Source organism: Bacillus licheniformis DSM 13 = ATCC 14580, assembly GCF_000011645.1.
GTDB lineage: Bacteria > Bacillota > Bacilli > Bacillales > Bacillaceae > Bacillus > Bacillus licheniformis.
The window spans coordinates 2,779,044-2,800,339 of the sequence record NC_006270.3 but is presented as its reverse complement, the minus strand read 5'-3'; the positions used below and the strand labels follow the sequence as shown (position 1 = coordinate 2,800,339).

Here is a 21,296-nt window from a genome sequence, read left to right as displayed (position 1 = left end):
GGAGAGGGTACAGATGTCTATTTTAAAAGTGATTCATGACAGGAACGCCGGCATGATGCCGGAGGTGTATAAAGAATTGACTGAGGAAGAAATGGCCGGAAGGATTTTGAAAATCAAAAAGAAATTCGGAGCAAGGCTGTTTATCCCGGGGCATCACTACCAAAAAGACGAAGTGATTCAATTTGCGGACGCGACGGGCGATTCGCTCCAGCTGGCACAGGTCGCCCAAAAAAATAAAAAAGCGGAATATATCGTGTTCTGCGGCGTACATTTTATGGCGGAAACAGCCGATATGCTCACTTCGGACGAACAGATTGTCGTTTTGCCGGACATGCGCGCAGGCTGTTCGATGGCCGATATGGCCAATATGCGGCAGACAAATCGCGCCTGGGAAGAGCTGACGAAGCTGTTTGGCGATACGGTCATTCCGCTCACATATGTCAATTCGACAGCTGAAATTAAGGCTTTTGTGGGAAGAAACGGAGGAGCGTCCGTGACATCCTCAAATGCGGCGCGCATGTTGACATGGGCGCTATCGCAAAAGGAGAGGATTTTATTTCTTCCGGATCAGCACTTGGGACGCAACACGGCATTTGACCTCGGCATTCCTCTAAGCAGGATGGCGGTATGGGATCCAATTGCAGAAAAACTTGAGTATAACGGCGATATGAAAGACATAATAATCATTTTGTGGAAGGGGCATTGTTCAGTTCACGAAAAATTTACCGTGGCGAATATCAAAAGTGTTAAAGAGCGGGATCCGGACATCAATGTTATCGTTCATCCGGAATGCACCCACGAAGTCGTTGCGCTCAGCGATTTCAGCGGATCTACAAAAAAAATCATCGACTCCATTAATGAAGCAAAACCGGGGAGCAAATGGGCGATTGGAACAGAGATGAACCTTGTTTCACGCATCATTCAAGAACATCCTGATAAACAAATCGAATCCCTTAACCCTGATATGTGTCCTTGTTTGACAATGAACAGAATCGACATGCCGCATTTGCTGTGGTCGCTGGAGCAGATCGACAAAGGTGAACCGACAGGCGTGATCAAAGTGGATCAAGATATTGCAAAAGATGCCATTCTTGCGCTGAATCGGATGTTAACGATCCGTTAACTTTTTGGAGAACAAGTTTTTATCATAACCCCTCCGCTATGCGCATAAATTTGTGGAGAAGCATATTTGTTATTCTCATCTGTTCGTTCACGTTTTTGCATAGGAGGGGAAAACGTTGAAAATTCATATTGTCCAAAAGGGCGATTCTCTGGAAAAAATCGCGGAAAGATATGAAGTGGACTTTGAAGAACTGAAAAAGCTGAATTCGCAGCTGAGCAATCCAGACTTGATCATGCCGGGCATGAAAATCAAAGTACCGTCAGGGGGAGTGCCGGTCAAAAAAGAAGAACAGCTCAATATGCGAAAGGAATTACCGAAAAAACAGCAGGAACATCCATTTGCAAAAGAAAAGCCGAAAAGCAAGCTTGATGTTGAAGATATAAAACCGAAAGAAAAGCCTTCGGTTCCTTATGTTCCGCCTGTCCCGAACATCGGACAATCAAGTTTGCCTGAAGGCGACATTTCGAATTTGTATCAAAGCGTCAATCAGCTTCATCAGCCGTACGTACCTCCAAAACCTTATGAACATCAAGAGAAAGGCCCCAACATGTATAATCCATGGACAAATGAGGAGGAAAACCATATGGAAAATGTCAATTATCCGAATGTTCCGCAGCCGCCAAATGTCGGTGCAGCAGGTGATGAAAATAAGCAGTTTCACGGCATGCCGAATGTAGCTGCAGCGGGATATCATCACCATCCATATCCTTATCCGTTCTATCCTGGAGGCTGCTGGATTCCTGTTTCACCGGTGCTGCCTGGATCGGGATTGTGCCATCCTTGGTATCCATATCCTGCTCAAATGCCTTATATGCATCAGCCTAGCTATGTATCTCCTGCTGAATATGACGATGATGACAACATGGGGCATGACAATGCCGGTCATCACGGATACCATCATCAGCCGATGACTGCCCCGGCATATGCGCCTTACCAGCCGTTCCCGGGATTTGCACCGCCAAACGTCGGTCACGCCGGGGACCCTAATATGGCACACGGCAAAGAAGATGACTGCGGGTGCGGGCCGGGCCAATTCCCGGGAGGTTTTCCAGGTGCGGCGCCATATGGACAGATGCCGCAAATGGGAGCTCCGTACGGTATGGGGGGATACGGACAGCAGCCTGCAGGGGGACAGATGTTTAACAGACCGGAAGATGATGAAGACTGATTCGGAATGGGACGATGATCTATCGTTCCTTTTTTATTGTGGACCGCTATAAACATTTTCATGCTATTTAACGGGAATGTCTATAACTGTCAAGGGTAACTCTTCGCATCCCGCACATCCTAAAAAAGAGCGCAATGCTCAAATTCAGCGGTTTTCACGGGGGGTACTACCATTGGACAGCAAGCTGAAAGTGTTTTCGGGGATTTTGCTTTTGACAGCAGGTCTATCTGCATGCGGAACGAACGACGCTATAGATAATGGAAACAATACGCGCCCGATCGGATATTATTCAAATGATGCAGATCGTAATGCAGGTCTTGATAATGACGGTCCTGTTACAGAAATGCTTGAAAACATGAACGGGAGAAACGGTGCAACAAACGTAAACAATCGAGCGGGCAACGGCAATCCCGTTCCAACAGGCGATGGAACTTACAGCCGGGGAGACATGAATTATCACAACCATTTGGTGAATACGGCGGATACAGGCTATGACAGACCGGAAAACCGTAAAATCTCAAGGAATATCACTGGGCGCGTCAACAAATTGAATTATGTTGACGAAAGCCAGGCAGTCGTAACGAATGAAACGGTCATCATCGCCGTACGGTCTGATAAAAGGCTGACAAATAACGAGAGAACTCAAATTAGAAAAGCAGCCAAAACATTTGCCGGAGACCGGACCGTTCAAGTTGTCGAGGACGACGGCGCATTTACAAGGCTGCGCGAAATGAACGATGATCCTCAGAACATTAGGGATCGCGGAGACACGACGAATAACAATTTGAACCGCTTGCGGAACCAATAACAAGCAGGGAATTGCCGGGGATTCCCCGGCAATTTTTTATAAGCGCTCGGCCGATTCCTTTACAAAAACGGGGAAAACCGTATAAAGTGTACATAGAGACGAGAATTATTTTGGAGGTAGAAAGTTATGGCTGGCCATTCTAAATGGAAAAATATTCAGAGACGAAAAAATGCCCAAGATGCTAAACGCGGCAAAATTTTCATGAAGCTTGCCAAAGAAATATATGTAGCCGCGAAAGAAGGGGGACCAGATCCCGAATCTAACGCAAGTCTGCGTCTCGTCATCGATAAAGCCAAAAATGCAAACATGCCAAATGACAACATCGACCGCGCCATCAAAAAAGCTTCCGGCAGCCAGGATGGAAAAAGCTATGAGGAAATTACGTATGAGGGCTACGGACCAAGCGGTGTGGCTGTCATGGTCAAATGTTTGACAGATAATAAAAACCGGACGGCGACAAGCGTCAGAACCGCTTTCAGCAAAAACGGCGGCAGCTTGGGAGAAACAGGATGCGTTTCTTATATGTTCGACCGGAAAGGATATATTGCAATCGAACGTGAAGATCTTGAGATAGATGAAGAAGAGTTTATGCTTGAGGTCATTGATGCCGGTGCTGAGGAGCTTGAAACGAGCGAAGAGCTGTTCGAGATTTATACAGAGCCCGAACAGTTTGAAGAAGTGAAGAAAAGCTTGGAGGAGCGCGGCTACAAGCTGGCAACATCCGAAATTACAATGGTTCCGCAAACCTATGCAGAAGTCGATGAAGCGCTTCAGGAAAAAGTCGAAAAGCTCATTGACGTGCTTGAAGATGATGACGATGTGCAGGAAGTGTATACGAACGTTCATTAAAGAAAAGGGCGCCGCTCAAGATTAGCGGTGTCCTTTTATGCTTCATCAAACCATTTAGCAGCCGTATCAAGCTCCAGCGGAAACATGATTTGATTTTTGATCATATATTGTGAAGGAATCTGTCATCTATGAGAGGAGGATCTATAAATGGCTGAACAGCAAGGAAATGAGAAGCCTTTCACGGCTATGGGCGCCGGTGCGCAAGATCAGGAAACCGCTCAAATCATCGAGAGAGTCGGCAGCCTTATCACCGGATTTGGCGAATCCATCTATGAGCTGGTACAGAAAAACAGCGGCATCGATCTGAGAGAGGCTGACTTCACAAAAAGCGAGAATGCGGAACTGAATCAAGCGATCCAAAATATTATCAGCGAATACATTCAAAATCTCAACAATCTGAATGCCGATCTCAGCGGAAAGATCGGTGAATCGATCCAAGGCATCGTCACAAGCAAAGATCAAAAAGACGCTTAAATATTGGACAGCATGATAATATTGTCGGCAAAGCTGCATTCAGCCTTGTCGACAAGTTTTTTTTATACATACGAAAATTTTGCTGTAACGGTCAAATGCTTTTTTTCATCCCGCAGCGCCGGCATTCGCGCAAAAACTGCCCGTTTTTCACAGAGCTTTTAAAAAGGGTGTAATCGCAATTGTCGCACCGTCCGTGGCGGACATCCGGATATTGATTGTAATCATAAACTTTTGTCAGGTCGTAGCCTTTTGTTTCATATTCTGTTTCCATGTTTTATCACCTGCACTTTTATTGTCGGTTATAGGATAACAGAACGGGGGAGAAAAGAAAATATAACATCTGCCGGTGGCGGCCGCAGATGATTCTCACTTTTATCAAACCGTATACCCCGTTCCTGATAGAATGCTTCATTCTCAAGCTGGATGGGCTTTTGGGAAAAACCTGCAACCAGAGGAGCCCATTCTTATGAGATTTTCTTCTTAAAATTTATCGATCTTTTAAACTAAAGAAAAAGTATTGTTTTAATAAAAATATTTAAATTTTTATTTTTTATCAAACTTATTCATAATTGAACGCGTCATGTCTAAAGCGTAAAATAACTGTGTCACAAAAAAGCCAAATATACAATGAGGCATGGAGGACATGCCTATAAATCGAAAGGTAGTGTAAAAGGGGAATAACCAATGAAGAAAAAAGTACTCATCTACTTGGTGATCGCAGCAGTGATGATAAATGGTGTATACAGGTGGTCCGAAAAAACAACCCGGGAAAGCTATCAGATCCAGGCCGGGGACAAATACAAGAACTTCAAGGAATTGCAGGAAAACGAAAAAAGCGGCTATGACATTGATTATCACGAAAAAGCGGGAAGCGACTGTTTAATCTTTTCGCCCCATGGAGGAAGAATAGAAGGCGGAGTGAGCGAGCTTGTCCGAGCTTTTAATGATGATTATTCAACTTATTTATTCGAAGGAAAAAAGGATGAGAACAACTCCGATCTTCATATTACCAGCACAAACTTTGACGAGCCTCTGGCATTGCAGAAAATAAAAGAACACCGCTATACCATCGCATTCCACGGCTATTCGGGCGACCGTCCGCACACGCTTGTGGGAGGAACGGACAGAAAGCTGGCAAAAGCCATCGTCAAATCTCTGAAAAAGTCTGACTTTTCCGCAGAATTGGTCAAAGTGGACGGGAAATTTGCCGGAACTGCTGAGGAAAACATCAATAATGAAAGCCAGACAGGAATGAGCGTGCAGCTTGAAATCAGCACGGCTCAGAGGAAAGAGTTTTTCGAAGACTTTTCCTATAAAGAGAGGGAAGAGACAAAAACGAGAACATTCCGAAAATATGTCAAGGCGGTCCGCAAGGTGCTGCAGGACAGATGCTGAAAATGGAAACTCATGTTATTCTGTGTATGAACTGCTAAAACATGAAGGAGGAATAAAAGAATGGAACGGAAAGACCGCATCGTTCAGGAATTTATGTCCCACCGCCTTGTGACAGAAGAACTCATTCAAAAAATTGATGAAAAACATCTCGATTACAAACCGACTGAAACGTCGATGCCAGCAAAGGAACTTGTCACGCATATGCTGCAATCTTTCTATACCTTTGCTTCGGCGGCAAAGGAAGGGAACGGAGAGCCTTTTAAAAAGAAGCCCGAAGAAACAGGGACAAGCTTGAGCGAGCTTGCCAAAACGTATACAGAAAAAACAAAAACGCTGCTTGAATCCTTTACGGATGAAGAATTGGATCGTGAAGTCGATTTGACCGGCGTCTTCGGACGAAAAGTAGCCGGCGAACAGCTACTGCAGCTCGCGATCGGACACGAAATTCACCACAAAGGCAATCTGTTTGTTTATGTCCGTGAAATGGGACACACGGATCTGCCTTTGTATGTAAAGATTCATTGATCCTGAGAGCCCTCCTTGAAAGAAAACCGGTTAAAAAGGAATACGAAAGCACCCGGGAGTACACATTATGAGTAAAAGCTAAAGGAGGGTGTCAGGTGAATACGCAGCGTGCCCAGGAAATCGTCGAATCACCCGATATGGTTGATGTTACTTATAACGGCAGGCCGATTTATATTCAGCGTGTCGACGAACAAAATGAAACCGCAAGAATCTTTCCGCTCGGCCAGCCGGAGAACGAGCAGGAAGTGCCGCTCGCAAATTTGAAAGAACATTAAAAAGAAACCCCTTCTGAGGAAGGGGTTTTGTTTTGGATTTGCCTGCCACACAGCCATCAAAAAAACACCCGAAAGACCGAGTGTTTAATTTATAATTTTCGCAAGTCCTCTTACTGCCAGCCTCAGCACATAAAACAATGGCTCAAGCAAATCGACGAGATAAAGATAATCCCATTTGTCATCATTACGTTTATTTTTTTTCTTCAACGAATGTTTCTCCTTTCTTGACGGTAATGGGGTTATTTCATATACGAGCATGCTTCCTATAAGTTTCAGATTACGGGTGAAATTTGTTTTTTCTGGAGGCCCATTGTTTTTGAAGCCAGCTTTTTTTATAAAGATAAGCGATCAATTCCATCCACATCTTAGGAAGCCTCTGCGGGAAACGGCTTTTTTTGTAAAGGGTTTGATAGGCTGTTTTTAAGTCATCCCACTGCCTGCATTCTTTCGTCTGCAAAAATCTGGCGACATCGATGACTTTGATTGTTCCAGACGGCGTCAGTATCAGGTTTCGGAGGTGGATATCGGATGGATTCAATCCTTTCCGCCTCGCATCGTTCAATGCGCGGTCGACCTCGCAGATCATGTCATCATCGATCCGAATGCCTTTGTTTAAACACTCATAAAAAGTATATCCTTTAATATACTCCATTAAAATATATGATGGCCCTGTTTCATATATATCAGGATAATAATTCGAATCAGAAAGCTTTTTGTAAATCTCCGCTTCCCTTGCGGCGATGTTCTTAAATTCAGGAAAAAAGACTTTAAGAGCCATTTCCCTGCCGCCCTCTTCAGTCAGCTTAAAAACGTATGCGCTCCTGCCTTTCCCGATCAATTCCAAGTCATCGGGTTTTTGGATAAGCTTGTTGAACTTTTTTTTCGTATCATACTTTACGGCTTCTGCATAGGTATGCGCCTTTTTCACGCTGAGCTCACCTTCTTTTTAAGGGCTGGTCAAACGAAAAACTCTCTATAATGTTGTTTATACATGAGAATGGGCTGTTTTGCACCTTAAATGCTTTTGAGTTCTTCATATTGGTTTGAAAATGTAACATTCGTAAACCGGTTGTCATCTAAAAAGAGATCGCTTGCTTTTTTAGATTAATTTTTAAAAGCGTTGGTCAAACTAAGGATATGATCGTTAAGGCAAAAAAGAAGGTGATATTGATGTACAGCCGAAGCAAGTTCAAAATCGGTTTATTGCTTATTGGAAGTCTGCTGGCCGCGCTCAGCTTTCACCTGGAGGCCTTGGCCGAAAAGCCGGCTAAAGTTCAAATCCAGCTTGAAAAGGTTTATCTGGACGGAGACGTTGGAATTGAGAATAAAGTAGAGGCCGCTCGCACACTGGAAGACTTTAAAGCTGCTTATAAAGGGTGGCAGCTCATCGATCAGAAAAAGGGGTTTATTCTGTTTCGCAAACAGGTGGACGACATTTCTCCCCTCAGCAAAACAAACGGTTATATCGGAGTGACTGAAGATGGCGTGATTTCGACTTTTCACGGTCGCCCGGGCATCTTATCAGAACCCATTCAATCGTTTTTTCAGATTGATATAAAGCGGCTGGAAAGCCGGATGGCGGATGATCTGCGCAAAGGGATACCATACCGCACGAAAAAGGAATTTGAACATGTCATTGAAGCCGTAAAATCATCCGGAAGCCAACATCATGTAGAAGATATGAAGACATGACGCTGTTATGTCTTTTTTCAGCTGCAGACAGAAGCTTTTTTAGCGAACATATGTTAACTTTTTCATTCTAGCTTTGCCTGTTTTGTGTTACAATGAAGAGCAGTCAAAGAGGTGAATGAACGTTGATCGAATTCGTAAAAGGGACGATTGATTATGTATCGCCCCAATATATTGTCATTGAAAACGGCGGGATCGGCTATCAGATCTTCACGCCAAATCCGTTTATTTATAAGAAAAACAGCAAAGAAACAATCTATACATACCATTATGTAAGAGAAGACACGAATGCGCTGTACGGCTTTTCGACAAGGGAAGAAAAAATGCTGTTTACGAAAATGCTGAATGTTACGGGGATCGGCCCAAAAGGAGCGCTTGCGATCCTCGCTTCCGGCGATCCGGGAGCGGTGATTGAAGCGATCGAGAATGAGGACGAAGCATTTCTCGTCAAATTTCCCGGCGTAGGCAAAAAAACGGCAAGGCAGATCATCCTTGACCTGAAAGGGAAGCTTGCGGATGCCGTTCCTGAAATCGCTGCCGATCTGTTTAACCATGAAGAGCGGGAGCAAATTCATGAAGCGGCAACGGCTCTTGAGGAAGCGCTTGAAGCATTGAGGGCGCTCGGCTATTCCGATCGGGAAATTAAAAAAGTCCAGCCTCATTTGAAAAAGGAAGAGGCGCTTTCGACAGATCAATACGTTAAAAAAGCATTGCAAAAATTGTTAAAGTAAGGTGATATCATGGATGAGCGGCTTGTATCAAGTGAACTAGACAACCATGAATCAGCGATTGAGCAAAGTCTGCGTCCGCAAAGACTTGCTCAGTATATCGGCCAGGAAAAAGTGAAAGATAACCTCAAGGTTTTCATCGAAGCTGCGAAAATGCGGGAGGAAACCCTTGACCATGTCTTATTGTACGGGCCGCCGGGATTGGGAAAAACGACGCTCGCCGCGATCATCGCCAACGAAATGGGAGTCAATCTCAGAACGACGTCAGGTCCGGCGATCGAGCGCCCCGGTGATTTGGCGGCGATATTAACGGCTCTGGAGCCAGGTGACGTTTTATTTATAGACGAGATCCACCGCCTGCACCGTTCGATCGAAGAGGTGCTGTATCCTGCGATGGAAGATTTCTGCCTTGATATCGTGATCGGCAAAGGACCGTCGGCACGTTCTGTGAGGCTCGATCTTCCTCCTTTTACCCTCGTCGGCGCGACCACAAGGGTTGGGCTTTTAACCGCGCCTCTCAGGGACAGGTTCGGCGTTCTGTCGAGGCTTGAGTATTACACGCGTGATGAGCTTTCAGAGATCGTGATCAGAACGGCAGAGCTGTTTGAAGTCGACATCGATTCGCTCTCGGCTCTCGAAATCGCGAGACGGTCAAGAGGGACGCCGCGGATTGCCAACAGGCTTTTAAGGAGGGTCAGGGATTTTGCCCAGGTGCTTGGAAACAGCTCCATCACAGAGGAAGTGGCGGTTGATGCGCTTGAACGCCTCCAGGTTGATAAACTCGGGCTTGACCATATCGACCGCAAGCTTTTGATGGGCATGATCGAAAAATTTGGCGGCGGCCCCGTCGGCATCGATACGATTTCGGCTACTATCGGTGAGGAGTCTCACACGATTGAGGATGTGTATGAGCCGTATCTTCTTCAAATCGGTTTTATTCAAAGAACGCCGCGGGGGCGCATCGTAACCCCTGATGTTTACAGCCACTTTAAAATGGAGGTTCCGAACCATGACTGAATTTCCAAAGATTTTAATGGTGCTGGGCGCCGTCATTTTTGGCATCGGTTTATTCATGCAAGTCATCGGCAGGCTTCCCGGCGACATTTTTGTGAAAAAGGGAAACGTGACGTTTTTCTTTCCGGTTGTTACATGCATTGTCATCAGCATCATTCTGTCCGTCGTGTTTTCATTCTTCGGACGAATGAAATGATGCGATATTCAAGTCTATAGATAGAGTAAGGTGAAAAAAGATGAAAGTAGAATTATTCGATTTTGACTTGCCTGAACGCCTCATCGCACAGGTTCCTTTAAAAGAGCGGGATGCGTCCAGGCTGATGGTGCTGGATAAAAAAACAGGGGAGATCACTCACAGCACGTTTAAGCACGTGATTGATTTTCTGAACGCGGGCGATTGCATCGTTCTGAACGATACGAGGGTGCTGCCGGCCCGCTTGTACGGAGTCAAGGAAGAGACGGGAGCAAAGGTTGAAGTTCTTCTGTTAAAACAGGAGGAAGGGGACGTCTGGGAAACGCTTGTCAAGCCCGCAAAGCGGGTCAAGCGCGGAACTGTTCTTTCGTTCGGTGACGGCCGTCTAACGGCGGTCTGCACAGAAGAGCTCGAGCACGGCGGCAGAAAAATTGAATTCCGCTATGAAGGGATTTTTTACGAGGTGCTCGAGTCGCTCGGTGAAATGCCTCTGCCTCCTTATATTAAAGAACAGCTCGATGACAGGGAGCGCTATCAGACGGTTTACTCAAAGAAACAAGGATCGGCGGCTGCGCCGACGGCCGGGCTGCATTTTACGGAAGAGATTCTCGATGCGCTCAGGGAAAAAGGCGTGCATATTGCGTTTATCACCCTTCATGTCGGTCTTGGGACATTCCGGCCTGTCAGTGCGGAAAATGTAGAGGAACACGACATGCATGCCGAGTTTTATGAAATGTCGGAAGAAACGGCAGCATTGTTAAACCGCGTCAGACAGGAAGGCGGAAGGATCATTTCCGTCGGCACGACATCGACGAGAACGCTTGAGACAATCGCTTCCGAGCATGACGGCCGCTTCCGGGAAGCGAGCGGCTGGACATCGATTTTTATCTATCCCGGCTACACATTCCGGGCAATAGACGGGATGATTACCAATTTTCATCTTCCGAAATCGTCCCTCATTATGCTTGTCAGCGCGCTCGCAGGCAGAGAGCATGTGCTTTCCGCCTACCGGACCGCAGTGGAACACGAATACCGCTTCTTCAGCTTTGGAGACGCCATGTTGATCAAATAAAATTCAAAAAGATTGGAGGGCTCATAATTTGTCGCAGCAACCGATACGCTATGAGTTCATAAAAGCATGTAAACAAACAGGAGCAAGGCTGGGGAGAGTGCACACCCCGCACGGCTCTTTTGAAACGCCGGTGTTTATGCCCGTAGGAACGCTCGCCACCGTTAAAACGATGTCGCCGGAAGAGCTGAAAGAAATGGGTGCAGACATTATTTTAAGCAATACGTACCACCTTTGGCTGAGACCGGGCCATGACATCGTCAAAGAGGCGGGGGGGCTTCATCAGTTTATGAATTGGAACCGCGCCATCTTGACGGATTCAGGCGGCTTTCAGGTGTTTTCCCTGAGCGAGTTCCGCAAAATCGAAGAGGAAGGCGTTCATTTCCGCAATCATTTAAACGGAGACAAGCTGTTTTTATCTCCTGAAAAAGCGATGGAAATCCAAAACGCCCTCGGCTCGGATATTATGATGGCGTTTGACGAATGCCCGCCATACCCGGCAGAGTACGATTATATGAAGAAGTCTGTTGAACGCACGAGCCGCTGGGCGGAAAGGTGCCTGAAAGCTCACAATCGCCCTGACGAGCAGGGGCTTTTCGGAATCGTTCAAGGCGGCGAGTACGAAAATTTGAGAAAACAAAGTGCGAAAGACTTGATTTCATTGGATTTCCCGGGATATGCTATAGGTGGACTATCCGTCGGAGAGCCAAAAGACGTGATGAACCGTGTGCTGGAGTTTACAACTCCGCTGCTTCCAGCGGATAAACCGCGCTACTTAATGGGTGTCGGTTCACCGGACTCACTGATTGACGGAGCCATCCGCGGAGTGGATATGTTCGATTGCGTGCTGCCGACAAGGATAGCGAGAAACGGTACGCTCATGACGAGCGAAGGGCGCCTCGTCGTCAAAAATGCAAAATATGAAAGAGATTTCAGGCCGATTGATGAGCAGTGCGACTGCTATACGTGCCGCAATTACTCGCGCGCTTATATCAGACATTTAATCCGCTGCAACGAAACGTTTGGAATTCGTTTAACTTCTTATCATAATCTTTATTTTCTGTTAAAATTAATGGGGCAAGTGAGAGATGCCATTCGTGAAGATCGTTTAGGTGATTTCCGGGAAGAGTTTTTTGAGCGCTACGGTTTTAATAAACCAAATGCTAAAAGTTTCTGACACATAAACGAAGAAAGCGATAAAGCCATTTGAAAGGGGTGAAAAAATAATGGAGATGCTTGGAACATTACTTCCGATTATTTTAATGTTTGCGGTTCTTTATTTCCTTTTGATCCGTCCGCAGCAAAAGCAGCAGAAGGCTGTCCGCCAGATGCAGGAGGAGCTGAAAAAAGGGGATAAGGTCGTAACGATCGGCGGCCTGCACGGCATCGTGGATTCAATTGACGAAAGCAAGGTTGTCATCAAAACAGGCGACAATACCCGTCTGACATTCGACCGCCGCGCAATCAGAGAGGCGTCAGCAGAATAGCCGAAAGATACATAAACATCGGAAATCGGGCTTTCACACGACGTGACGGCGGCGCTGTTCGGACGGGGACGTCCGCGCGCTATAAGCGCCGTTCCTTATTGTTTTAGGAAGCTGCATTTGTTTCTGATGTGAATGACGAAAGAAGCCTGCGGGCACTGGGAAAAGGGAGCGGACATCCGCTCCCTTTTTGCTGCCTTTATGCACGGCTCCCCTGCAGATTGACCCCGAAAACCCCGCCCAGCATGCTGACTCCCAAAAAGCCGGAATGATAGAGGAGCTGCTTCAAATTGAAGGCCTCTCCAAAGCCGAGATATTGAAACAAAAGCACCGTAAGGGAGAAGCAAAGCGCTGTCAACCCTCCGCTCAGCCACCCCTTTTCCTTCGATTTTCCTCCCGCAATAAAACCGCCGATGAACAAGGTAATAAAAGATATGGCGGTAATCAACCAGCTGAATGAACTTTCGGTTAATGATGTGAAGGTAAGGAGCAGCGAAATAAGCAGGCTTCCTGCAAACATCAAAGCGAAAATGACCACCAAGCTGTATAAAATCCCTTTGCCGACTTGTTTTGGTTCGTTCATCACGATCCTCCTTTCAAAATAGACGGGCTCGTCTTTTTAAATGTATTCTGCATGTTTCGCAAATAGACTAGCTCCCCCGACCTTTTATACATAAAAGACTCAAATTAACAAAGGCTATGTTTATGATCATGATAGGCGGAAGGAGGCGGGCCGTAATGGATGAAATCTTAGCTCTTACGTTTCGGACGATCGTTTTGTATTTCATCATCTTTATTTTGTTTCGCTTGATGGGGAAGAGGGAAATAGGCGAGCTGAGCATACTGGATCTTGTCGTTTTTATCATGATGGCCGAAATCGCGGTTTTGGCTATTGAAAATCTCGATGACCACCTTCTCCATACGATCATCCCGATTCTCGTTTTGACGCTGATCCAGGTTATATTTGCATATCTGTCATTGAAAAATCAAAAAATCCGCCGGCTTCTCGATGGAAAACCGACGATTATCATAGACCGCGGAAAAATTGATGAACACGCCATGAGGACACAGCGCTATAATTACGATGATTTGATGACGCAGCTGAGAGATAAGAATGTGGAACGAATCGGGGATGTTTCATATGCGATTTTGGAGCCGACCGGGAAGCTTTCAGTGTTTACAAAAGACGGGCCGAACAAAATGATCGAACTGCCGTTGATTGTTGACGGAGTTGTTCAGAAAGAAGAATTGGAAAAGATCGGGAAGGATCAAGAGTGGCTTGAGCAAAAGCTTGAAAAAAGAGGACACCGCGATCTTTCCAAAATTTCTTATTGCACTTACAATAAAGGTTCTTTTTTTATTGACATAAAGGATGAATTCAAGCCTTAAAAAGAAAGCTATGAAATCCAGCGGCCGAACAGCGGAAACCGCTGGATTTCTTCCTTTTTGACCAGCTTGAAGGCAATCAGAAGGAAAACGTAGAGACAGCTTGTAACCGCGATACATAAAAGCAGGCGCATCGGCTCGGACTGGGCTAAAAAAAGGTGTTCTTTCATCAGAAGGCTGCCCCACCCTGATATCAAAATGACGCCGAAGGATACGATATATTCTTTCAGGTTAATGCTGATGGGAAGCACTTTGCTGACGGTTGCAGCGTGCAGCAAAGTGACAAGGATGATTCCCGTCAAGATCGCAAGCGCAGCCCCCATAATGCCAAGCGAAGGCCGTGAAGCGAGAACAAAAATGAGACCGGTTTTCACAACGGCGCCGACCAAGCTGTTCATCATTGCCGCGCCGGCCAGGTTTAAAGCCTGCAGGACGGCCTGCAGGGGGCCTTGGAAATAGTAGAACAAAAAGAATGGAGCCATGATTTTGACGTAAATGGCGGCATTTGACGACCCGTACATCACGCTGACCAGCTCATCAGCATACGAAAATAAAATGACCGCTGATATTCCGCCGCTTAATAGGCAAAGCCTCATCGCCTGCTCAAGCCTGTATTCCACAACCTGCATTTTTTTCTGCTCGATTCCTTCGCTGATGGCGGGAACGAGCGCGGTAGACAGCGAATATGTGATAAAGCTCGGGAGGGTGAGAAGCGTCAGGGCAAAGCCGGTCAACTCCCCGTACTGGCTCGTTGCGGCGGAAGCGGCGACCCCTGCTATCGCAAGGCTTTGCGCTACGACAATCGGCTCAAAAAACCATGACAGGTTCCCGATAAAACGGCTGCCCGTCGTTGGGAGCGAGACGCTCATCAGCTCGAAAAAAGTCGTTCGCCCCGCTTTAAGCGATTGGAAAAAACGTTTTCTGATGCGGATTTTCTTTTTGTATTTAAAGGCGACGAACAAATAAAGGAGTGAAGCCAATTCGCCAAACACGGAAGACAGCATGGCGCCCGCTGCTGCATACTCGATGCCGAGCGGAAGGAATGCTGTCGTGCAGACGGCGACGAGCGATATCCGGACAATTTGTTCGAGAACCTGGGACACGGCAAGCGGCCGCATATTTTGCTTCCCTTGAAAATAGCCCCTCAGCACGCTGGAAACGGCAATGATCGGCACGACCGGCGTAACCGCCAAAAGCGGATAAAGCGTTCTTTTGTCTGTGAGCAGCGTATCGGCCATCAGCGGGGCGTAAATGAGAAACACCGGAGTGATGATGGCGCTGAGCGTCCCGGTGATCGCAAGAGACATCACTAAAATCTGTTTTGTCTTCCTATGGTCTCGGCGCGCTTCCGCTTCAGCGACCAGCTTGCTGATGGCGACCGGGAGGCCGAACTGGGTGAGGGTGACGGCCAGAAAAAAAGTCGGGGCCGCCATCATGTAAAGCCCGACGCCTTCACCACCGATGAACCTTGCGATGACAATCCGGTTGATAAAGCCGAGCATTCTCGTAATCAAACCCGCCGCTATTAAAATGAGCGTTCCTTTTAAAAACGTCTGCTTCGTCATTTCTAGAGTCCCCTGCCTTCTCAAACAACCTTTAATCATATACAATAAGATATGCGCATACATCGTCCAAGCATGACAAGTCTCTCTGAAAAAATGTGAAAGGAGCGTGGCTTTGGCATGGGCAAACATCCGGCTGATCTGTACAAGGATCATTTAAAACCCTTTCTTCGCAGCAAGACGGAAGAGTTTAGAATACTCGGTTATGACGATATTGAAATAGAGGAATTGTGGTCATACTTATTGAATAAGAAATGGAAGAACCGGAAGGATGTTCAAATTCACCAGCTGGCCGGTGATATTTTATCTGTGAAAATTGGCGAATTTATGAACTATGCAACCGTAGAATCGTTTAAAACGTCTAATTTACTCGACAGCAAAGAAGGGCAGGATATGCTCGATGAGCTGCTGAGGTAGCCGTTGATTTTGGTTGATTTAAGGAGGAAATACATAATGAAAAAAGGACGCTTGATTGCGTTTTTCCTTACCGTTCTCTTGATCGGTACAGGACTGGGAATGTTCACGAAGCCGGCTGCAGACAACATCAGCCTCGGCCTTGATCTTCAGGGCGGTTTTGAGGTTCTGTATGAAGTCCAGCCTGCCAAACAGGGCGACAAAATTGACAGGGATGCCCTCATCAGCACGGTTGAAGCGCTGAACCGCCGGGCGAATGTATTAGGCGTCAGCGAGCCGAACATTCAAATTGAAGGAAACAACCGGATCAGGGTTCAGCTTGCCGGCGTCGACAACCAGAACAGGGCGCGGGAAATCTTATCGACACAGGCTCAACTTACGTTCAGGGATACGAATGACAAAGAGCTTTTGAACGGTGCGGATCTTGTCGAAAACGGCGCCAAACAGTCGTTCAAGCAGGATACGAATGAGCCGATCGTGACGATCAAGCTGAAGGATGCCGATAAATTCGGCGAAGTGACGAAGAAAGTGCTCGATATGAAGCCGAACAACCAGCTCGTCATCTGGCTTGATTACAAAAAAGGCGACTCTTTTAAAAAGGAATCGCAAAAAGCGGATCATAAATACATTTCCGCTCCGAATGTCAGCCAGGTGCTGAATACGTCAGACGTGATGATTGAAGGCAACTTTACGATTCAGGAAGCAAAAGACATGGCGAGCATTTTAAATGCGGGAGCTCTTCCTGTCAAACTCGTTGAAAAGTATTCGACATCCGTCGGAGCGCAGTTTGGGGAGCAGGCTTTGAATGATACCGTGTTTGCGGGAATCATTGGTATTGCTATTATTTTCTTATTTATGCTTCTTTACTATCGCTTGCCTGGTTTTATTGCGGTCATTACGCTTTCGGTCTACATCTACATTACACTGCAGATATTCGACTGGATGAATGCGGTTCTGACCCTTCCGGGGATCGCGGCTCTTATATTGGGCGTCGGGATGGCGGTTGACGCCAACATCATTACGTATGAACGCATAAAAGAAGAGCTGAAGCTCGGCAAATCGGTCCGTTCGGCTTTTAAAGCAGGAAACAGAAGATCGTTTGCAACGATTTTTGATGCCAATATTACGACGATGCTTGCCGGAATCGTGCTTTTCATATTTGGTACAAGCTCTGTCAAAGGCTTCGCGACCATGCTGATCCTATCCATTTTGACAAGCTTTATTACAGCTGTCTTCCTGTCGCGCTTCCTGCTCGGCCTGCTGGTCGAAAGCCGCTGGCTTGACCGGAAAAAAGGCTGGTTTGGGGTGCGCAAAAAAGACATTTTGGATATCAGAAAGACAGACGAAAATACGGAGCCTCCGAACCCGTTTTCCAAATGGGATTTCGTCGGGAAGCGCAAATGGTTCTTTGCATTTTCGGGCGTTCTTCTGGCCGCTGGTCTTATCGTCTTGCTTGTGTTTAAGCTGAACCTCGGCATCGATTTCTCAAGCGGATCGAGAATCGAAGTTCAAAGCGATCATAAGCTGACAACCCAGCAGCTCGAAAAGGACTTTGAACAAGTCGGGCTTGATCCTGACTCGATCGTTCTTTCAGGCGAAAAAAATGATCATGGCGTCGCCAGGTTTGTCGGCGTGCCGAATCAGAAAAAGATCGCTGAAGTGAAAGATTATTTTAAAGACAAATACGGAAGCGAACCAAATGTCAGCACCGTATCGCCTACCGTCGGCAAGGAGCTGGCGAGAAATGCGCTTTATGCGGTGATCATCGCGTCAATCGGGATCATTTTGTATGTCTCGATCCGCTTTGAATACAAGATGGCGATTGCGGCTATTACTTCATTGCTGTATGACGCGTTTTTCATCATTGCCGTCTTCAGCCTGACAAGGCTTGAGGTTGATGTTACTTTCATTGCTGCCGTGCTGACGATCATCGGCTATTCGATAAATGATACAATTGTAACGTTTGACAGGATCAGGGAGCATATGAAAAAGCGCAAACCGAAAACCTTCAGCGACTTGTCGCATATTGTGAATTTGAGCTTGCAGCAGACGTTCACGCGTTCGATTAATACGGTGCTGACTGTCGTCATTGTCGTCATTGCACTTCTCATCTTCGGCGCTGCATCGATTTCGAACTTCTCTGTTGCGCTGTTGGTCGGACTTTTGAGCGGAGTATATTCATCACTCTACATCGCAGCTCAACTATGGCTTGTCTGGAAAGGGCGCGAACTGAAAAAGCCGAAGCGCAAGCCTGCAGAAGAATAAATAATGGACTGCCCGCACTGCCGGGCGGTCTTTTTTTGATTTGAATAGAAAAAAAGTTGTTTTGGCGGCTTTCTATCGATCTTCTTTTTGTTTAAAATTGGAGCAGAGCGGGAAAATAACGCTAGAAAACGACGCGAATGGAGAGAGTATCTCATGAACAAACAATGGACGTTAATTGCTGCACTTATTTTTACATTAATTGTTGCTGTTTTCGCGGTCATTAATGTTGAACCGGTGAAGGTTGATTTTCTTTTTGGTACAGCAGAATGGCCTTTGATCCTGGTGATTTTGGTGTCGGTATTGATGGGGGCGCTTATCATCGGCTCGGCCGGCGCTTTCCAGATCATGCGGCTGAAAAAAGAGCTCAAGGCGCTCAAGAAAGAAGAACGGGCAAAGCATCCTGAACTCGAAGCCGAACCGGCGGCGCCCGAAAACCAGAAAGACTAGAAAGATTGTACGAAATAAATTGAATCCCCTCATGCCGCTCTAGTATAATAGTGTGGTTGAGGGGTGAATTTATGTTAGCGTCAAAAATGCGTTGGGACGTGCAAACGCCCGACAAAGAAAAGGTGGAGCAGCTCGCCGGAAGGTTAGGCATTACTCCCCTTGCCGCCTCATTGCTTGTCATGAGAGGTTACGATACAGCCGACAAAGCATCTTCATTTTTATATGGCAATGATGCACGTTTTCACGATCCTTATCTGCTGAAAGATATGGAAAAAGCTGTACGGCGAATCAAACAGGCAATTTCAGATCAAGAAAAGATTATGATTTACGGCGATTATGATGCGGACGGTGTGACAAGCACGACTGTCCTTTTGCAAATGTTGAAAAAATGTTCAGCACAAGCCGATTTTTATATACCTGACCGCTTTAAAGAAGGGTACGGTCCGAATGAAGCGGCCTTTCGCGGGATCAAAGAATCAGGCTATTCATTGATCATTACAGTTGACACAGGCATTGCCGGCGTTCATGAAGCTGAAGTCGCTAAAGAGCTCGGCATCGACCTGATCATTACGGATCACCATGAGCCGGGTCCCGTTTTGCCGGATGCTTATGCGATCATTCATCCGAAACAGCCGGGCTGCGGCTATCCATTTAAAGAGCTTGCCGGCGTCGGTGTGGCATTTAAGCTTGCCCATGCCTTGAACGGAGAGCTTCCGGAAGATTTGCTCGACCTTTGTGCGATCGGTACGATTGCCGATCTTGTGCCGCTTCATGATGAAAACAGGCAGATAGCCAAGCGCGGCATGGAACAGTTCAGGAAAACGAAGCGTCCAGGATTAAAAGCGCTGGCGAAAATTGCCGGAGCGGAGATACATAACGCGGATGAAGAGACCATCGGTTTTCAAATCGCGCCCCGCTTAAACGCGGTCGGCAGAATTGAACAGGCTGACCCGGCCGTTTACCTCCTGAACACAGAAGACGAAAGAGAAGCGGAAGAGCTTGCTGAGGACATCAACGCCTTGAACAAGGAGCGCCAAAAAATCGTCAATCAGATGACAGAGGAAGCCGTTCAGATGATCGAGGAGGAAGGCCTTGACCAGCCTGTGATCGTCGTAGCGCGGCCGGGCTGGAATCCTGGCGTCGTGGGAATCGTGGCTTCAAAGCTTGTCGAGCGGTTTTACAGGCCCGCCATCGTCCTTGGCGTCGATGAAGAAAAAGGAATTGCCAAAGGATCTGCGCGCAGCATCAAAGGATTTGATTTATTTCAAAACCTTTCCGAGTGCCGGGATATTCTCCCGCACTTCGGCGGCCACCCGATGGCAGCCGGAATGACGCTCAACCTGGAAGACGTTTCGGCTCTGAGGGAGAGAATCAACCGTCAGGCTGAAGCGGTTCTGACCGAGGCAGATTTTATCCCCGTCCAAGACGTCGATTTGTGCTGCCGGCTCGAAGATATATCGGTTGACAGCATTGCCGAAATGAACTTGCTGGCGCCGTTCGGCACGGGAAACCCGAAGCCGTTCGTTCTTGTCAGCGACGTAAAAATTGATGACGCCAGAAAAATCGGCGCCAACAAGAATCATTTGAAGCTTGTGCTTGCAGACGACGGGAACAAGCTCGATTGCATCGGATTTTATAAAGGCGATATCGAAGAAGGAATCGTTCCTGGAGCAAAGATCTCGATTGTCGGGGAACTGTCGATTAACGAATGGAATAACAGAAAAAAACCGCAGCTGATGATCAAAGATGCGGCCGTCAATGAATGGCAGCTGTTTGATCTGCGGGGAAAACGGTCATGGGAAGAAAAAATATTGAAGCTGGACCCTGCGAAACGGGCGTGCATCTGCTTCCGCGAGGAAACAAAAGCAAAGCTGGCAGGGACAGGCCTTGAAGAAGAGCTGACCGTCATCAGCGGCCCTGAAGATGCAGAGCGGCTCGACCTTGAGAGCCGTTATGCGGTATTTATAGATATTCCGCAGTCGCTCGACATCTTTGATCATGTAATAAACGGCAAAAAGCTGGAGCGCATTTATCTGATTTTTTATCAATCAGACGAACATTTTTTCTCAACATTCCCAACAAGGGAATATTTTAAATGGTACTATGCTTTCCTCCTGAAAAGAGGTTCTTTTGACTTGCCGAAATACGGCGGAGAGCTTGCCAGACATAAAGGCTGGACAAAAGACACAATTGATTTTATGACAAAGGTGTTTTTTGAGCTCGGTTTTGTTACAATAGAGAATGGTGTTTTATCTGTTGTTTATCATGCCGAAAAGCGCGATTTAACAGATTCTGAAACCTACCGGGAAAAACAGCGCCTGATTGAATTGGAGCAAAAGCTCATTTATTCTTCGGCGGATGAGCTTAAACAGTGGCTGGATAAGCGGATGGCGGAAAAAGCCGGCGCTTATAAAGTATGAGGAGGACA

The 21,296-nt window shown here is 46.7% G+C and carries 24 protein-coding genes; 20 read left to right on the top strand and 4 right to left on the bottom strand.

Features of this window, described 5'->3' with window-relative positions:
* Positions 1-13: 13 nt before the first annotated feature.
* From nadA to TRNA_RS35885, 5 genes are all read left to right on the top strand, one after another.
* On the top strand, positions 14-1,123 hold the full coding sequence (gene nadA, locus TRNA_RS35905) for a quinolinate synthase NadA (protein ID WP_003184007.1): 1,110 nt from the start codon (positions 14-16) through the stop codon (positions 1,121-1,123).
* Positions 1,124-1,238: 115 nt separating this feature from the next.
* Positions 1,239-2,291, top strand: a complete 1,053-nt coding sequence (safA, locus tag TRNA_RS35900) for a SafA/ExsA family spore coat assembly protein (RefSeq protein WP_003184005.1) — start codon at positions 1,239-1,241, stop codon at positions 2,289-2,291.
* Between the two features lie 172 nt (positions 2,292-2,463).
* Positions 2,464-3,099, top strand: a complete 636-nt coding sequence (locus TRNA_RS35895) for a YhcN/YlaJ family sporulation lipoprotein (protein ID WP_009327770.1) — start codon at positions 2,464-2,466, stop codon at positions 3,097-3,099.
* Between the two features lie 126 nt (positions 3,100-3,225).
* A complete protein-coding gene (locus TRNA_RS35890) occupies positions 3,226-3,948 on the top strand; it encodes a YebC/PmpR family DNA-binding transcriptional regulator (RefSeq protein ID WP_003183995.1) in 723 nt (240 codons plus the stop codon).
* A gap of 147 nt (positions 3,949-4,095) precedes the next feature.
* Entirely contained in the window at positions 4,096-4,422 is a 327-nt protein-coding gene (locus tag TRNA_RS35885; protein WP_003183994.1) for a hypothetical protein, read from the top strand.
* Between the two features lie 91 nt (positions 4,423-4,513).
* Here the strand turns inward: TRNA_RS35885 and TRNA_RS35880 are convergent, their stop codons facing one another.
* The gene (locus tag TRNA_RS35880) at positions 4,514-4,693 is read right to left on the bottom strand and encodes a hypothetical protein (RefSeq protein WP_003183993.1); all 180 of its coding nucleotides are present in this window, start codon (positions 4,691-4,693) and stop codon (positions 4,514-4,516) included.
* Positions 4,694-5,106: 413 nt separating this feature from the next.
* On the opposite strand from TRNA_RS35880, the gene TRNA_RS35875 reads away from it, so the two are divergent.
* The 3 genes from TRNA_RS35875 (at position 5,107) to TRNA_RS35865 (ending at position 6,617) form a co-directional block, all read left to right on the top strand.
* Positions 5,107-5,817 (top strand): poly-gamma-glutamate hydrolase family protein, encoded by a 711-nt coding sequence (locus tag TRNA_RS35875; RefSeq protein ID WP_003183992.1) that lies wholly within the window; start codon positions 5,107-5,109, stop codon positions 5,815-5,817.
* A 60-nt stretch (positions 5,818-5,877) separates the two neighbouring features.
* Positions 5,878-6,342, top strand: coding sequence for a DinB family protein (locus tag TRNA_RS35870; protein WP_003183991.1), 465 nt, complete (start codon positions 5,878-5,880; stop codon positions 6,340-6,342).
* A 95-nt stretch (positions 6,343-6,437) separates the two neighbouring features.
* The gene (locus tag TRNA_RS35865; RefSeq protein WP_003183990.1) at positions 6,438-6,617 is read left to right on the top strand and encodes a small acid-soluble spore protein H; all 180 of its coding nucleotides are present in this window, start codon (positions 6,438-6,440) and stop codon (positions 6,615-6,617) included.
* 277 nt (positions 6,618-6,894) lie between these two features.
* Here the strand turns inward: TRNA_RS35865 and TRNA_RS35860 are convergent, their stop codons facing one another.
* Positions 6,895-7,545, bottom strand: a complete 651-nt coding sequence (locus tag TRNA_RS35860) for a protein kinase family protein (protein ID WP_003183988.1) — start codon at positions 7,543-7,545, stop codon at positions 6,895-6,897.
* A gap of 242 nt (positions 7,546-7,787) precedes the next feature.
* Here TRNA_RS35860 and TRNA_RS35855 point away from each other — a divergent pair, with 242 nt between their 5' ends.
* The 7 genes from TRNA_RS35855 (at position 7,788) to yajC (ending at position 12,797) form a co-directional block, all read left to right on the top strand.
* On the top strand, positions 7,788-8,309 hold the full coding sequence (locus TRNA_RS35855) for an intercompartmental signaling factor BofC (protein ID WP_003183987.1): 522 nt from the start codon (positions 7,788-7,790) through the stop codon (positions 8,307-8,309).
* 122 nt (positions 8,310-8,431) lie between these two features.
* On the top strand, positions 8,432-9,037 hold the full coding sequence (gene ruvA, locus TRNA_RS35850; RefSeq protein WP_003183986.1) for a Holliday junction branch migration protein RuvA: 606 nt from the start codon (positions 8,432-8,434) through the stop codon (positions 9,035-9,037).
* A gap of 9 nt (positions 9,038-9,046) precedes the next feature.
* Positions 9,047-10,051 (top strand): Holliday junction branch migration DNA helicase RuvB, encoded by a 1,005-nt coding sequence (gene ruvB / locus TRNA_RS35845; RefSeq protein WP_003183985.1) that lies wholly within the window; start codon positions 9,047-9,049, stop codon positions 10,049-10,051.
* Entirely contained in the window at positions 10,044-10,244 is a 201-nt protein-coding gene (locus TRNA_RS35840) for a DUF2905 domain-containing protein (protein WP_003183984.1), read from the top strand. Before ruvB ends, TRNA_RS35840 begins: the two co-directional genes overlap by 8 nt.
* A gap of 40 nt (positions 10,245-10,284) precedes the next feature.
* Positions 10,285-11,313 carry a tRNA preQ1(34) S-adenosylmethionine ribosyltransferase-isomerase QueA gene (gene queA, locus TRNA_RS35835; RefSeq protein WP_003183982.1) on the top strand — a complete coding sequence of 343 codons (1,029 nt, stop codon included), beginning with the start codon at positions 10,285-10,287 and terminating at the stop codon, positions 11,311-11,313.
* 28 nt (positions 11,314-11,341) lie between these two features.
* Positions 11,342-12,487, top strand: a complete 1,146-nt coding sequence (tgt, locus tag TRNA_RS35830) for a tRNA guanosine(34) transglycosylase Tgt (RefSeq protein WP_011198160.1) — start codon at positions 11,342-11,344, stop codon at positions 12,485-12,487.
* Positions 12,488-12,533: 46 nt separating this feature from the next.
* Positions 12,534-12,797: a preprotein translocase subunit YajC gene (yajC, locus tag TRNA_RS35825; protein WP_085959518.1), complete on the top strand. Its 264-nt coding sequence runs from the start codon at positions 12,534-12,536 to the stop codon at positions 12,795-12,797.
* 196 nt (positions 12,798-12,993) lie between these two features.
* Here the strand turns inward: yajC and TRNA_RS35820 are convergent, their stop codons facing one another.
* Positions 12,994-13,377, bottom strand: a complete 384-nt coding sequence (locus tag TRNA_RS35820; RefSeq protein WP_003183976.1) for a TIGR04086 family membrane protein — start codon at positions 13,375-13,377, stop codon at positions 12,994-12,996.
* A gap of 155 nt (positions 13,378-13,532) precedes the next feature.
* On the opposite strand from TRNA_RS35820, the gene TRNA_RS35815 reads away from it, so the two are divergent.
* On the top strand, positions 13,533-14,183 hold the full coding sequence (locus TRNA_RS35815) for a DUF421 domain-containing protein (protein WP_003183974.1): 651 nt from the start codon (positions 13,533-13,535) through the stop codon (positions 14,181-14,183).
* 8 nt (positions 14,184-14,191) lie between these two features.
* Here the strand turns inward: TRNA_RS35815 and spoVB are convergent, their stop codons facing one another.
* Positions 14,192-15,745 (bottom strand): stage V sporulation protein B, encoded by a 1,554-nt coding sequence (gene spoVB / locus TRNA_RS35810; RefSeq protein WP_009327771.1) that lies wholly within the window; start codon positions 15,743-15,745, stop codon positions 14,192-14,194.
* A 117-nt stretch (positions 15,746-15,862) separates the two neighbouring features.
* On the opposite strand from spoVB, the gene TRNA_RS35805 reads away from it, so the two are divergent.
* The 4 genes from TRNA_RS35805 to recJ all read left to right on the top strand — a co-directional run bounded on the left by TRNA_RS35805 (position 15,863) and on the right by recJ (position 21,288).
* On the top strand, positions 15,863-16,159 hold the full coding sequence (locus TRNA_RS35805; RefSeq protein ID WP_003183971.1) for a post-transcriptional regulator: 297 nt from the start codon (positions 15,863-15,865) through the stop codon (positions 16,157-16,159).
* A 36-nt stretch (positions 16,160-16,195) separates the two neighbouring features.
* The gene (gene secDF / locus TRNA_RS35800; RefSeq protein ID WP_009327772.1) at positions 16,196-18,421 is read left to right on the top strand and encodes a protein translocase subunit SecDF; all 2,226 of its coding nucleotides are present in this window, start codon (positions 16,196-16,198) and stop codon (positions 18,419-18,421) included.
* Positions 18,422-18,574: 153 nt separating this feature from the next.
* On the top strand, positions 18,575-18,868 hold the full coding sequence (locus TRNA_RS35795; RefSeq protein ID WP_011198159.1) for a LapA family protein: 294 nt from the start codon (positions 18,575-18,577) through the stop codon (positions 18,866-18,868).
* Positions 18,869-18,939: 71 nt separating this feature from the next.
* Positions 18,940-21,288 (top strand): single-stranded-DNA-specific exonuclease RecJ, encoded by a 2,349-nt coding sequence (gene recJ / locus TRNA_RS35790; RefSeq protein ID WP_003183965.1) that lies wholly within the window; start codon positions 18,940-18,942, stop codon positions 21,286-21,288.
* Positions 21,289-21,296: the final 8 nt, after the last annotated feature.

Bases quoted from the DNA above. Each gene is read 5' to 3' on its own strand.
- nadA (WP_003184007.1), top strand. From the start codon at position 14: ATGTCTATTTTAAAAGTGATTCATGACAGGAACGCCGGCATGATGCCG.
- TRNA_RS35890 (WP_003183995.1), top strand. From the start codon at position 3,226: ATGGCTGGCCATTCTAAATGGAAAAATATTCAGAGACGAAAAAATGCC.
- TRNA_RS35885 (WP_003183994.1), top strand. From the start codon at position 4,096: ATGGCTGAACAGCAAGGAAATGAGAAGCCTTTCACGGCTATGGGCGCC.
- TRNA_RS35880 (WP_003183993.1), bottom strand. From the start codon at position 4,693: ATGGAAACAGAATATGAAACAAAAGGCTACGACCTGACAAAAGTTTAT.
- TRNA_RS35875 (WP_003183992.1), top strand. From the start codon at position 5,107: ATGAAGAAAAAAGTACTCATCTACTTGGTGATCGCAGCAGTGATGATA.
- TRNA_RS35870 (WP_003183991.1), top strand. From the start codon at position 5,878: ATGGAACGGAAAGACCGCATCGTTCAGGAATTTATGTCCCACCGCCTT.
- TRNA_RS35855 (WP_003183987.1), top strand. From the start codon at position 7,788: ATGTACAGCCGAAGCAAGTTCAAAATCGGTTTATTGCTTATTGGAAGT.
- ruvB (WP_003183985.1), top strand. From the start codon at position 9,047: ATGGATGAGCGGCTTGTATCAAGTGAACTAGACAACCATGAATCAGCG.
- TRNA_RS35840 (WP_003183984.1), top strand. From the start codon at position 10,044: ATGACTGAATTTCCAAAGATTTTAATGGTGCTGGGCGCCGTCATTTTT.
- queA (WP_003183982.1), top strand. From the start codon at position 10,285: ATGAAAGTAGAATTATTCGATTTTGACTTGCCTGAACGCCTCATCGCA.
- TRNA_RS35820 (WP_003183976.1), bottom strand. From the start codon at position 13,377: ATGAACGAACCAAAACAAGTCGGCAAAGGGATTTTATACAGCTTGGTG.
- TRNA_RS35815 (WP_003183974.1), top strand. From the start codon at position 13,533: ATGGATGAAATCTTAGCTCTTACGTTTCGGACGATCGTTTTGTATTTC.
- spoVB (WP_009327771.1), bottom strand. From the start codon at position 15,745: ATGACGAAGCAGACGTTTTTAAAAGGAACGCTCATTTTAATAGCGGCG.
- TRNA_RS35805 (WP_003183971.1), top strand. From the start codon at position 15,863: ATGGGCAAACATCCGGCTGATCTGTACAAGGATCATTTAAAACCCTTT.
- secDF (WP_009327772.1), top strand. From the start codon at position 16,196: ATGAAAAAAGGACGCTTGATTGCGTTTTTCCTTACCGTTCTCTTGATC.
- TRNA_RS35795 (WP_011198159.1), top strand. From the start codon at position 18,575: ATGAACAAACAATGGACGTTAATTGCTGCACTTATTTTTACATTAATT.
- recJ (WP_003183965.1), top strand. From the start codon at position 18,940: ATGTTAGCGTCAAAAATGCGTTGGGACGTGCAAACGCCCGACAAAGAA.